A 12,386-nucleotide genomic window follows, 5' to 3' on the forward strand; every position below is an offset into this window, starting at 1 on the left:
TGTTTATCCTCCTATCTTCACCTGTTGAAAACCATGTTCCTCAAACAGCGATTTCAGCATTTCCATATGCTCCTGTGATGGCACGCCCAAATCCGCTGCGGGATAGACGCGACCAAGCTTTTCATATTTGCTGCTTCCCGTATTGTGATACGGCAGCAGATTCACCTTGACGATTCCAATGCGCTTTTTCAAATATGTAATGATATCCAGCATTGTATCCGCATCGCTGTTCACCGGAACAACGACCGGTATGCGGATGTTGATATCCGCACGATGATCCGCAAGAAATTCCAGATTCTCCAGTATGACATCATTGGATTTTCCCATATACTTTTTGTGTGCTTCATCATTCAGTGTCTTGATATCGTACAAAAAGGTATCCACATACGGCAGCAGCCGTGCATAGCTTTCCTTTGGCGCATACCCGCAGGTATCAATCGCGACATTGTATCCCTTATCCTTCAGCTGTCTGCACAGCTCTTCCAGATAATCAATATCCTGCGTCATGACCTCTCCCCCGGAAAGCGTTACACCCCCGCCGCTTTCCTCATAGAAATGCGCGTCCTTGTTTACGATGGTCATCAGCTCCTTAATGCTGTACTGCTTTCCGACGATTTCACGGTTGTTGTGAAGGCAGTAATCCAGACAGTCTGCACAGAGCACACATTTATCTGTATCCGTATGTGCTGTACCATCCTCCTCAATCGTAATGGCTCCGTGACTGCAAGCCTTACGGCAATATCCGCAGCCACTGCATTTTTCCCGGTTAAACATCAGCTCCGGTGCATACCTCTGACTTTCCGGGTTGTGGCACCACCAGCAGTTCAGCAGACAGCCCTTAAAGAATATCGTTGTACGGATACCGTCTCCGTCATGCACAGAATATTTCTGAATATTGATTACGGTAGGCTCTTTCATAGCTTCTCTCCTGCTTCCTGAAAAAGGTTCGGTGTATTGATGGTGATAAATTTTACGACCTTATTGGTCTGATTGCTCCAGTTGTGTGTTCTTGTGGATTTGTAATGGGCACAGTCTCCCGGATACAGATCACAGACATCATCCTCAATCTGCAGGGTCAAAATGCCCTCCAGCACATAGACGAATTCCTCTCCCTCATGTGGATACGGCAGCGATTCCTCCACTTCCTTCTGTGGCAGAATCTCGACCAGCTTTGGCAGCATTTCCCCGCGGTCAGCCATATTTGTCATCGCATATTCGATGATTGAGCTTCCCTCAATACGCAGAATTTCCCGCTCATAGCTGCGCAATACCGCTTTTTCCTTAGTTTTCGGCTGTTCCATGAAATATGTCATCTCAACCCCAAGCGCCTTTGCGACCTTCTTCAGCGTATCGTGAGCAATGGAGGTTAGTCCACGTTCCAGCTGGGAAAGATATCCGATGGAAAGCTCGGTTGCTTCACTGATATCCTTCAGTGTCATCTTGTTTTCTGTCCGTCTCTGTTTGATTAGTTCACCAATGTTCTTATTCATATACAGCAACACCTCTTTACATGCTTATTATATATTTCACAAGTGAAGACGTCTATATTTTTAAGTAAAATTTGACTTAATTTACGTTAATTTTTGAAATATTATGCATATTTTAACCTTTTATACAAGTTATATGCCCTATTTTTTACCTTATTCTATACTATCAGCAGATACTTTTCCATGAATTTGCTGTAACCGTTATCACTTTTTCACAAACAGACCATATGCTATCTTTAGCATAAATAAAAAAAGCCGATATATATCGACTTATCGAGCTTTCCTCTGTTGTTTGCTTTTCACATTTTTTCACAAGCTGAGATTTCTACTTCATCAGACAAGGAAATTTTTATAAAAAGCTCATGTACCTGTTATATTGCCATAAAGGAAGAAACGCTTCTAAAAAAACAGCTGCAGCAGGCTAATAAACGGTGCATGCTCATTCACCTGCATAGGCGCATGAGGAAACACATAAAGCATTCGCCACAGGTATACAGCAAGCATTATCCATAACAAAAGCACACTCATCACACGAAATGCTCTTCTCTTTAAAATATCTTCTCTGTTTCTCACAAAAAGCACTGCGCATACCGCTGCGTAAGGAAGCAGAAGGAATACAGCCGGATGGAAATACCAGGCAGCAGAAAGATTACCTTTCCACAGCCAGTATATGGCAGAAAACATATTGCAGCCCGGACATGGTATCCCAAATATCCGCTCCATCGGACAGAAGCTTCCGAAAACGAAGAGCACCAGAAACAGGATTACTCCGATTCCCAGTGCATTTTTTCCATCACGACTCATATCAGTAGGTGCGATCGATCAAATCATTGATACTGCTTTGCATGATACAGAGCGATATAATCGGCAAGCCAAACACAGCGAGCAAAACATTGATCAGACTATTATCCTCGGCTCCTATCATATACAGCTTTTTGGAATATTTCCAGAAACAGAATATACCCCAGATACCGCAGGTCAAAAAGGACAGCAGCAGATCAGTGATAGCTGTATCATTTTCTCTTGCACCGTAATTGATATCACTGAATACTTGTACCCAGGCAATCAGATAGTAAATGCCGCAGGTTATAATAGACAACACGATAATACCAAATATACTTCTTCGTCTCATACAGGCACCTCCCTCGTCGTATGATATGCTGTATCCGGTAAAGCCATATCCGTCTACCGGAAGTGTTTTAATTGTACCATAGAATGAGACTCCTGTGTGATGAAACAGGTGTTTTTATACGGATGCAGGCATCTCTGTAGCATTTATACAAAACATGAAGCGATTCCCCTTTTATTCAGCAGCAAAGCTCCTCAGCATATGAAAAAGCAGGTGTTTGACTTTACTCTATGCTTTCGCCATGCGACGTATTCAGCAGCATTTCTGCCAAAGCAGCTGGAAGCAGTCTTCCATGTCTTTATTGTTCTTCGTAACCGTTTCGCCTCGCTTTCACCTGGTACAGCAGCATATTTTCCACTGGCAATGGACGATTACTTGTTCCTTCCCATAATGCTACAAAAAGACGACCTGTTCCTGCGCATACTGCTGATATACAGATGTCGCTATCCGCGTGTTATGGACAGTAAAAGTCACTATTGCTTCATATGGGCGTTTCATCACTTTTTTCTGCATTTGAAATCTCTAGGTAATAAGAAAACCTGTTTCAGTGTAAAGCTTCACTAAAACAGGTTGTTTTCTTGTTTAATTTAACGGAATGCGTTTTTATTTGCTGGCCTTTACCATGAAATCACAGATTTTCTTAGAGAATTCTGTAGGATTTTCAATCGGGAAGCCCTCAATCAGCAATGCCTGATCGTACAATAAATCTGCATAATCCTTCACTGCATCCTTATCCTGCTCGTATACCTTCTGCAAAGCATTGAAGATTTCATGATTCGGATTGATTTCCAGAATACGGGATGCCTTCATACCATACGGATTTCCTTCCGGCATAGCACTTAACACCTTTTCCATCTCAAAGGACATGCCTTCCTCACTGCTCAGACAAACCGGATCATCCACCAGGCGGGAAGAAATCTTAACATCCTTCACCTTATCGCCCAGCACTTCCTTAATGCCGCTTAACAGATCCTTATTTTCCTCAGCCTTTTTCTCCAGTTCCTTCTTTTCCTCTTCACTATCCAGGTCCAGATCACCCTGAGAAATGTTCTTAAAGGTTTTCTCTTTGTAATTCATCAGTGCCTGTAATGCAAACTCATCCACATTGTCCGTCAGATACAGGATTTCATATCCCTTTTCCTTCACCTTCTTGACCTGTGGCAGATTGTCAATCAGTTCAACCTTGTCACCGCTCATGAAGTAGATGTGCTCCTGTCCTTCCTCCATGCGGTTAATATATTCATCCAGTGTAACCAACTTCTGTTCCTTGCTGGAATAGAACATCAGCAGATCCTGCAGGGTTTCCTTGTTTGCGCCAAAGTCATTGTATACACCGAATTTGATCTGCAGACCGAAATTCTTCCAGAACTTCTCATACTCTTCGCGGTCATTGCGCAGCATCAGCAGCAGCTCGGATTTGATTTTCTTTTCGATACGGTTCGCAATCACCTTCAGCTGACGGTCATGCTGCAGCATTTCACGGGAGATATTCAAAGAAAGATCCTGAGAATCCACCAGACCCTTTACGAAACGGAAATGCTCCGGAATCAGCTCTTCCGCATTATCCATAATGAAGACACCACGGCTATACAGCTGCAGACCCTTCTTGTAGTCCTGAGAATAATAGTTGAACGGTGCCTTACCCGGGATAAACATCAGTGTTGTAAAGGAAACTGCACCCTCTACACTCGTATGAATCACCTTCTGCGGCTCTGTATAATCGTTGAATTTGCTCTTATAGAACTCATCGTATTCTTCTTTTGTTATTTCAGACTTGCTTCTCTTCCACAACGGAATCATGGAATTCAGCGTTTTCAATTCCTTTACAGTTTCATATTTCGGTTCCGCAGGCTTATCCGCATCCTCGTTTTCACTTTCCGCATCGTCCACACGCTTGCTGGTTTCCACCCACATCTCAATCGGGTAACGGATATAGTCGGAATATTTCTTAATCAGACGCTCAATCTCATACTGCTGCAGATAGTCATCATAATTCTCATCTTCCGTGTTATCCTTCAGATACAGAACGATTTCTGTTCCATGCTCCTCTTTTTCACATTCATCAATGGAATAGCCGTCAACCGCATTGCTGCTCCACAGATAGGCGGTTTCCTCACCGTATTTCTTCGTCGTTACCTCCACACGGCTGGCAACCATAAATGCAGAATAGAAGCCGACACCAAACTGTCCGATGATATCCACATCATCCTTCTTCTCTGCCTCTTCCATCTCCTGCTTAAACGCCAGAGAGCCACTCTTCGCAATCGTTCCCAGATTGTCCTCAAGCTCATCCTTGTTCATACCCAGACCGTTATCACGAATTGTCAGAGTACGGTTTTCCTTATCTGCCTCCAGATAAATTTTAAAGCCGGATGTATCTACATCACTCAGGTTATCAGACAGTGCCTGATAATACAGCTTGTCAATTGCATCACTTGCATTGGAGATCAGCTCTCTCAAAAAGATTTCCTTATGTGTATAAATAGAGTTGATCATCAGATCTAATAGACGTTTGGACTCAGCCTTGAATTGTTTCTTTCTCGCCATACGTAATTACCTCCTGTTAGCACTCGCTCTTTAAGTCTGCTAACAGTATAGTACAGAATTTTAGCACTGTCAACACTTTAGTGCTAAAAATCAAAAACTTTACTCGCTTTCTGATTTCTATTCACTCCCAAAACACTGGCACGCTATTTCACCGTCATGTATATACGATAGAGTCACGATTACAGCCTGTCCAATCTTATTTCCTCTCGTGATAAATCCTCTTTTTTTATTAGACTCTACACATAATGTTTTTTTTGTTTATGCAAGTAATCTACAAGGCTTGTATACGAGAAGAGCTATCCTCTTTTTATCCATAGCCTTTACTGACTGTAGAGTTTCCTTTCAACACTTACCCCCTTTTCCTAATATTCGCCATTGTCTATTGGAAGCGTGTATTTCATATTCATATATAGAAAGCATTGCGTCTTTGATTCTTCTTCGGTATAATAGAAGAAACAATTTTCAAAGGAGTTGTAAATAAATGAAAGATATGAAAGAAATAAAACGGATGGTAGTCAAAGTTGGTTCCTCCACGCTGACACATTCCGGAGGCGGTTTAAATTTCCAACGAATAGATGCCCTTGCAATGGTGCTGAGCGATATCAAAAACAGTGGTTTGGATATTGTCCTGGTAAGCAGTGGCGCAGTTGCGGCAGGTGTAGCCAAGATGCAGATGCGCAAACGTCCGGAGCTGATGCGTGAAAAACAGGCAGCTGCCTCAGTGGGACAGTGTGAGCTAATGTTTATCTATGATAAATTCTTCTCTCAATACGGACAAAGCATCGCACAGCTGCTGATTACCAAAACTGTCACAAAGAACGAGATGCTGCGTGAGAATGCAGTCAATACGTTGGAAACCCTGCTGGAATATGGTGTGATTCCCATTGTCAATGAAAATGACAGTGTGGCAGTCGATGAAATCGCCTATGGGGACAATGATACACTGAGTGCAGTAACCGCTTATCTGACCAATGCCGATCTGCTGGTGCTGCTGTCCGATATTGATGGATTGTATGAGGATGACCCCGTAAAAAACAAAAATGCCAAATTGATTCCGGTCGTCAACAGCATTGATGAATCCATTTTCAATATGGCAAAGGGTGCAGGGTCTTCACGAGGTACCGGTGGCATGGTTACCAAGATATCCGCAGCACAGTTTGCAAATGAGCATGGTATTCCCATGATTATCGCCAATGGGAAAAAGCCATCCATTCTGTATGATATCCTTCGGGATGAATATCGCGGTACCCTGTTTGATACAAAGGAGGAAGTTTAGATGAAGACACTGGAACAGTTGGGAAATGCCTGTAAGCAGGCATCCCGTCAGATTATGAATGCGGACAGAAATCAGAAAGACGCATTGCTACGTGCAATCGCAAAGCAATTGGAACAGGATATGCCCGCTATCCTCAAAGCGAATGCCCTAGATGTTGAAAACGGGAAAGCGAATGGTATGAATGCAGGGCTGCTTGATCGCATGCTGTTAAATGAAGCACGGATGCAGCAGATTATCGAGGGTGTGTATCAGGTATGTGCATTACCGGATCCTATCGGAGAAATCACAGATATGCATACTACAGAAAACGGATTGCAGATTGGAACCATGCGTGTTGCACTGGGTGTCGTCGGCATGATCTATGAAGCAAGACCGAATGTGACCGTGGATGCGGCGGTCCTGTCTTTAAAAGCCGGCAATGCGGTTATGCTGCGTGGCAGCAAGGATATTCTGCAAAGCAATCTGGTTATCGTAAGCAGTATGCGAAGGGCTGCCGCTGCCTGTGGCTTCTGTGCGGATATCATCACACTTCTGGAGGATACCTCCCGGGAAACGGCAACTGCCTTTATGAAGCTGAATGCATATCTCGATGTGCTGATTCCCCGCGGCGGTGCCGGACTGATTGCCAATACGGTTAAAAATGCAACGGTACCAGTACTGGAAACGGGCACCGGAAACTGTCATGTCTATGTCGATAAGGATGCAGATACTGCCAAGGTGATTCCTATTATCATCAATGCCAAGACACAGCGGACAAGCGTATGCAACGCATGTGAAAGTGTATTGATCCATAAGGATATCAGTGACAGTTTTACACAGGAGCTTCTTGCGTCATTAAAGCAGCACCATGTAAAAATTCATGCGGACTCCCATATATGCGCTTTGGATACGGATTGTATTCCCGCTACTGAGGAGGATTATGCAAGCGAGTATCTGAATTTGGAAATATCCATAAAAACGGTATCTACTCTGGAGGAAGCCATCACACACATCAACACCTATTCCACACATCACAGTGAAGCAATCATTTCCGAGAATTACACATCGGTTAAAAGATTTCTGAAGGAGGTTGACAGTGCCTGTGTATATGCCAACGCATCTACGCGTTTCTCAGATGGATTTGAATTTGGTCTGGGAGCAGAAATCGGAATCAGTACACAGAAGCTGCATGCACGTGGTCCTATGGGACTGCAGGCTTTAACAACCAAAAAATATATCATATTGGGAGAAGGACAGATACGACCTTGACTCTTTAATATCCAACAACAAAAAGGGAATAAAAAAACGGTTCTTCCCCCATTATGTGAATAATATGAATAAATTAAAAATAAGAGAATACAGCGCTATTGTATGTTAATCAATAGAAGTTGCATTCTCTTTTTTGTAAACACCCTAACGTAAGAAAGAGTCAAGAAACCGAAGTCCTTTTTTTAGTTGTAGTCAAAAACATGCTTTACACATCACTATGAGTCTATATGCCATAGCGTATAATCGAAACCATTCACGGTGCTTATTTTTATAAGGATATAGGACATGACCGTTTTCAAATGATTACCCAATTGATTCTGCGTCCTTCCCTACATAAATTTCAACCTGTTTACCACAATGTGCCATGCCAATTTTCATTACATTTTCCATATCCATTGCATATTCTTTATCCAGAATTTGTTGAAATCCCTTCTGAGCCAGTTCTTTTAAATTTACATTCGTATCTTTTGTGTATTTCAATTCGATCAGAAATGAAGCTCTATCAATCAGCTTGCTTTTCAGCAATATATCCAGTCTGCCGGAACCTCGCTCACGATTGCTGATGATTTCATATTTGTTATCCAACTGCATGAACAGCCCTAATAGCAGAGTCTGATAGGAATTCTCATTGATTAAATCATCCTCTGGAGGCCAGTTGGTCAAGTAGCTGACAGCAGTCTTCAGGATGTTACGATAACCACTTATAAAAGCATCCCAATTCTTATTCTGAAAATTATCTAAAAGATACGCAACACTGCTTTCATCCAAATGGAAATAATATGCAGTTAAAGACTGAAATTCTCTTTTAATTTCATTATTGGGTATCTTTAACACATACTTGCCTTCTAAAGCATCTGTAATTTCCTTAATTGTAAGATATCCTGCATTTAGGCACTGCCCGCCTAAGGCGCAAACAAGCCCCAAAGGCTGTTTGTTTCCTTCAACTCATAAAAGGATGCCTCAAAATTTACCAGGGTATTTACTGTTCCTGTCCGTATCAGCTCTTCATAGCCTTCTTTAAATGATGAATCACAATCCTGCATAGCCTGCTTTATCATTTTATTAGAGCTTGTATTCACCCAGTACGGGATCAATTCTCCCCTGTTAACATAATTGATAATGGACCAGGGATTGTAGATAGCAATTCCTCCTATATTGTATCCGTCACGCCTTGGGCGGGCAGCGCCTACATATTCTGAATTTCGGTGTTATACTCATAATCATATGCATGCAGAATTTGTTCCACCTCTGCTTTTTTAAATCCAAAATATTCCGCATACTCCTTATCTTTCACCGTGCAAACAAGCAGATTGTTTAAATCTGAGAAAACATTCTCTTTCACAACGCGCTGTATACCGGTGAGCATCGCATACTGCAAATCATCACTGGTTTTCAGTGACGTATGAAGCATGGAAGAAAGAGAGCTTCGCAAATCGTCATAAATCCCCTGCGTGTGTGCTTCGATGAATGGTGTATCATATTCATCAATAAACAGCATGACCCGTTTTCCATAATACTGGTGACATTTCGTCATAAGAAAACTAATCGCATTTACTACATCTTTTAATGAACCGTTTTGTATATCCGACATACCGCGCAGAATGACATCATATGCCGGTTTTTCAAATATATCGATATTTTCAAGAACCTGCTTATTCTTTTTATATTCCTTTAAAAGCTGCAATTTCATTTGCATGACAATATTATTTTTATCCCCCTTTGCATCCGCAAAAGAAAGAAAAATTGTAGGGTAGGTGTTCATTACCGTGGAATATTCTGTCTGCATAATCTCCGTATCTTTGAATATAGCTTTTGCATCCTTCGTGTTGTCAAAAAAGCTGGCAAGCACGCCATGGGCGGGCAGCGCCTACTCATATTGATTGTTTTTCCCGCTACTAGCGCGCCTCTTGTCGGATACCAAAGGTATCGGCAATATTTCGGTGAAAGTGCCTAGGTCGCGTGATCAGGGTTACTGTTGCTTTACGTTCCAGAAATTCTGCAATCATTCGGCTTTTATCAACCGTATAGTAATCCTCTTCCCGTAATTTTTGATAGCTGTTTACCCCGATAGGTATTGCCTTTCTCATGTTACTCATCACCCGCCTTGTCCTTTTCATTATACCCTATTTTCTCTTATGCTTCATACAAAAATCAAGAAAATGCGGATACAAGTCAAGCATCAACATATTGAATCGAATAAAAATCTGCCTCTTAATATCCTCTAATCATACCTAAATATCTTATTCTCAAGTCTATTAGATAAAATTCTAAAGCAAAACAGCCGTAGCTTTTCTGTAATACGGCTGTTTCATATATCTTATTAGCTATGATAATTTTGCGATAACGGCATCACGATATTCCTCAGTTGTCGAGCTTCCATGCAGATCCGGTGTCAGATATTTCTGCTCCATCAGCACAGCATCCACCGCTTTACGAATGTTCGCAGCACACTCACCTTCCTGTAAATGCTCCAGCATCATACAGGCAGACCACAGCAGTGCCGTCGGATTTGCGATATGCTTTCCAGCGATATCCGGTGCAGAGCCGTGTACCGCTTCAAACATTGCATAGTCCGTTCCGATATTACTGCTTGGTAGAAGCCCCAGCCCCCCAATCAGGCCGCTTGTCAGATCACTGACAATATCCCCGTACAAATTCGGCATCACCATGACATCGAAGGTTTCCGGGCGCATGACCAGCTGCATACATACATTATCCACGATTTTATCATCCGCTTCGATATCCGGATAGTCCTTTGCGATTTCCTGAAAGATGGAAAGAAACATCCCGTCACTCATTTTCAGAATATTTGCCTTATGTACACAGGTAACCTTTTTTCTGCCATTTGCCCGTGCATATGCAAAAGCATCCCGTATGATGCGTGTACTGGCCTTGCGTGTGATAATCTTTGTCGCATGCACCGTATCCGCATCAATCTGTTCCTCCACACCAACATACAAATCCTCTGTATTCTCGCGGAAGGTCACAATATCCACATGGTCAAACGGTGTCTTTACTGCCGTATTGGATTTTGCAGGACGAATATTCGCATATAAATCATATTTATTTCGGAGCGTCACATTCAGGGAACGAAATCCCTTTCCAATTGGTGTTGTAATCGGAGCCTTCAATAAAATACGGTTTTTCTCGAAGGATGCAAACGCCGCATCCGGAATCAGCTTCCCGTTGCGCTCATATTCCGCTTCTCCAACCTCAAAGCATTCATAAGCCAATGGTGCCTTTGCTGCCATTAGAATCTGTAACACGGCATCCACGATTTCCGGTCCGATGCCGTCTCCCTTAAATACTGTTATCGTTCTCATCTCATCTGTCCTCCATTTTTACATATTTCTTCACACTGCCGACATATTTGGTTGCCGGACGCATAATTCTTCCATCGTATTCCTTGTTTTCAATATTGTGGGCAAGCCATCCGATGGTTCTCGCCATAACAAACAACGGTGTAAACAAATCCTCCGGAATGCCCATCATGCCATATACAAAGCCGCTGTAGAAGTCCACATTGCTGGATATATGCACCCCCTTAACATCCAGTATGACCTCCTTTGCGCACTGCTCAAAGCGCTGATAAAATTCATACTCCCTGACCTTGCCCTTTTTCTCGGCAAGCTTTTCAATATATTCCTGCAGTACCTCACTTCGCGGATCGCTCAGCGTATAAATCGCATGCCCCATTCCATATACTAAACCACTGTAATCGTAAAACTGCTTATGCAGGATACGGTAAATCAGTGCCTTGATTTCAATATCATTTTCACAGTAGCCGATTTCTTCTATAACAGCTTTCATCATACCGCTCACCTTCAGATTGGCACCACCATGCCTTGGTCCCTTCATACTGCCAATGGCTCCGACCATGGAGGAATAAAAATCCGTTCCGGTGGAGGAGATGACCACATTGGTAAACGTTGAGTTGTTCCCTCCGCCATGATCCGCGTGTACAATCAGCATCATATCCAGCAGCTTGGCCTCCAGATCGCTGAATGCATGATCCTTGCGCAGCATATACAAAATATTCTCCGCAATGGAAAGCTGCTCCTGTGCCGGATGGATCACCAGGCTTTCCTTATTATACCGGTGCATTTTGCTCTGATAGGCATAGCAGATGATCGAAGGCAGCTTGGCAAGAATATTCAGACCCTGCTCCAGCGTATTCTCCACCGATATGTTGTCCGGTGCATCATCATAATCATATAAGGCAAGCACTGCCTGTTGCAGCCGGTTCATCAGATTTTTTCCCGGCATATGCAGAAATTTGGATTCCAGAAAGTCATCCGGCAGCTCATAATGCGCACGCAGATAGCCACAGAACTCCTGCAGCTCCTCCTTCTTCGGAAGATAGCCGAAGAGTAATAAAAAGCAGGCTTCCTCGTACCCGCAAATCGTTTCATAATTTCTGCCATGGATGATGTCCCGCAGCTCTATGCCCCGATAGTACAGCTTTCCTATATCATCTGTTTTCACTTCTTCAACATATTTATAACCGACAACGTCCGCAATTTTGGTCAGACCGACACGTACTCCGGTGCCATCTTCATTTCGCAGACCCTTTTTAATATCATACTTGCGAAACAGATCATTTGCGATATCGTTATGCTCCCGCGCCTTCTGGTAAAAAGAATTCAAATGCTCATTCATTTCCTCTACCTCCTTTTACAGTATTCTTTCACCATTATAT

At 42.8% G+C, this 12,386-nt stretch carries 13 protein-coding genes; 2 read left to right on the forward strand and 11 right to left on the reverse strand.

What is annotated here, in order from left to right; genetic code table 11:
- Positions 1-3: 3 nt before the first annotated feature.
- The 5 genes from ACG3M1_RS16005 to htpG form a co-directional block, all read right to left on the reverse strand.
- On the reverse strand, positions 4-918 hold the full coding sequence (locus ACG3M1_RS16005) for a trans-4-hydroxy-L-proline dehydratase activase (RefSeq protein ID WP_009588237.1): 915 nt from the start codon (positions 916-918) through the stop codon (positions 4-6).
- On the reverse strand, positions 915-1,490 hold the full coding sequence (locus tag ACG3M1_RS16010) for a helix-turn-helix domain-containing protein (protein ID WP_008817805.1): 576 nt from the start codon (positions 1,488-1,490) through the stop codon (positions 915-917). Before ACG3M1_RS16010 ends, ACG3M1_RS16005 begins: the two co-directional genes overlap by 4 nt.
- 396 nt (positions 1,491-1,886) lie before the next feature.
- Complete coding sequence (locus ACG3M1_RS16015; protein ID WP_009588235.1) at positions 1,887-2,291, reverse strand: DUF2752 domain-containing protein; 405 nt, start codon at positions 2,289-2,291, stop codon at positions 1,887-1,889.
- A 1-nt stretch (position 2,292) separates the two neighbouring features.
- On the reverse strand, positions 2,293-2,619 hold the full coding sequence (locus ACG3M1_RS16020) for a DUF4234 domain-containing protein (RefSeq protein ID WP_044906106.1): 327 nt from the start codon (positions 2,617-2,619) through the stop codon (positions 2,293-2,295).
- Between the two features lie 600 nt (positions 2,620-3,219).
- Complete coding sequence (gene htpG, locus ACG3M1_RS16025; protein WP_044906103.1) at positions 3,220-5,163, reverse strand: molecular chaperone HtpG; 1,944 nt, start codon at positions 5,161-5,163, stop codon at positions 3,220-3,222.
- Between the two features lie 481 nt (positions 5,164-5,644).
- On the opposite strand from htpG, the gene proB reads away from it, so the two are divergent.
- Both proB and ACG3M1_RS16035 read left to right on the forward strand, forming a co-directional pair.
- On the forward strand, positions 5,645-6,439 hold the full coding sequence (gene proB, locus ACG3M1_RS16030) for a glutamate 5-kinase (protein WP_008817810.1): 795 nt from the start codon (positions 5,645-5,647) through the stop codon (positions 6,437-6,439).
- Positions 6,440-7,687: a glutamate-5-semialdehyde dehydrogenase gene (locus tag ACG3M1_RS16035; RefSeq protein ID WP_009270799.1), complete on the forward strand. Its 1,248-nt coding sequence runs from the start codon at positions 6,440-6,442 to the stop codon at positions 7,685-7,687. It abuts the gene before it with no gap.
- A gap of 303 nt (positions 7,688-7,990) precedes the next feature.
- Here ACG3M1_RS16035 and ACG3M1_RS16040 read toward each other — a convergent pair whose 3' ends face one another.
- The 6 genes from ACG3M1_RS16040 to ACG3M1_RS16065 form a co-directional block, all read right to left on the reverse strand.
- Complete coding sequence (locus tag ACG3M1_RS16040) at positions 7,991-8,611, reverse strand: PD-(D/E)XK nuclease domain-containing protein (RefSeq protein ID WP_008817812.1); 621 nt, start codon at positions 8,609-8,611, stop codon at positions 7,991-7,993.
- Positions 8,590-8,781 carry a hypothetical protein gene (locus ACG3M1_RS16045; RefSeq protein WP_128577737.1) on the reverse strand — a complete coding sequence of 64 codons (192 nt, stop codon included), beginning with the start codon at positions 8,779-8,781 and terminating at the stop codon, positions 8,590-8,592. Before ACG3M1_RS16045 ends, ACG3M1_RS16040 begins: the two co-directional genes overlap by 22 nt.
- Before the next feature lie 92 nt (positions 8,782-8,873).
- Positions 8,874-9,536, reverse strand: coding sequence for an AAA family ATPase (locus ACG3M1_RS16050; protein ID WP_395814309.1), 663 nt, complete (start codon positions 9,534-9,536; stop codon positions 8,874-8,876).
- Between the two features lie 46 nt (positions 9,537-9,582).
- Positions 9,583-9,774 carry an AAA family ATPase gene (locus tag ACG3M1_RS16055; RefSeq protein WP_009270803.1) on the reverse strand — a complete coding sequence of 64 codons (192 nt, stop codon included), beginning with the start codon at positions 9,772-9,774 and terminating at the stop codon, positions 9,583-9,585.
- Positions 9,775-10,011: 237 nt separating this feature from the next.
- Positions 10,012-11,010: an isocitrate/isopropylmalate dehydrogenase family protein gene (locus ACG3M1_RS16060; RefSeq protein WP_009270804.1), complete on the reverse strand. Its 999-nt coding sequence runs from the start codon at positions 11,008-11,010 to the stop codon at positions 10,012-10,014.
- A gap of 1 nt (position 11,011) precedes the next feature.
- A complete protein-coding gene (locus tag ACG3M1_RS16065; RefSeq protein ID WP_008817817.1) occupies positions 11,012-12,346 on the reverse strand; it encodes a citrate synthase in 1,335 nt (444 codons plus the stop codon).
- Between the last annotated feature and the right edge of the window lie 40 nt (positions 12,347-12,386).

Origin of the sequence: Clostridium sp. 10cd* (genome assembly GCF_044336395.1) — a bacterium.
GTDB lineage: Bacteria > Bacillota_I > Bacilli_A > Erysipelotrichales > Erysipelotrichaceae > Clostridium_AQ > Clostridium_AQ innocuum.

What these genes read in the sequence shown, in the direction of transcription:
- ACG3M1_RS16005 (WP_009588237.1), bottom strand. Translation starts at nt 918, where the DNA reads ATGAAAGAGCCTACCGTAATCAATATTCAGAAATATTCTGTGCATGAC.
- ACG3M1_RS16010 (WP_008817805.1), bottom strand. Translation starts at nt 1,490, where the DNA reads ATGAATAAGAACATTGGTGAACTAATCAAACAGAGACGGACAGAAAAC.
- ACG3M1_RS16015 (WP_009588235.1), bottom strand. Translation starts at nt 2,291, where the DNA reads ATGAGTCGTGATGGAAAAAATGCACTGGGAATCGGAGTAATCCTGTTT.
- ACG3M1_RS16020 (WP_044906106.1), bottom strand. Translation starts at nt 2,619, where the DNA reads ATGAGACGAAGAAGTATATTTGGTATTATCGTGTTGTCTATTATAACC.
- htpG (WP_044906103.1), bottom strand. Translation starts at nt 5,163, where the DNA reads ATGGCGAGAAAGAAACAATTCAAGGCTGAGTCCAAACGTCTATTAGAT.
- proB (WP_008817810.1), top strand. Translation starts at nt 5,645, where the DNA reads ATGAAAGATATGAAAGAAATAAAACGGATGGTAGTCAAAGTTGGTTCC.
- ACG3M1_RS16035 (WP_009270799.1), top strand. Translation starts at nt 6,440, where the DNA reads ATGAAGACACTGGAACAGTTGGGAAATGCCTGTAAGCAGGCATCCCGT.
- ACG3M1_RS16055 (WP_009270803.1), bottom strand. Translation starts at nt 9,774, where the DNA reads ATGAGAAAGGCAATACCTATCGGGGTAAACAGCTATCAAAAATTACGG.
- ACG3M1_RS16060 (WP_009270804.1), bottom strand. Translation starts at nt 11,010, where the DNA reads ATGAGAACGATAACAGTATTTAAGGGAGACGGCATCGGACCGGAAATC.
- ACG3M1_RS16065 (WP_008817817.1), bottom strand. Translation starts at nt 12,346, where the DNA reads ATGAATGAGCATTTGAATTCTTTTTACCAGAAGGCGCGGGAGCATAAC.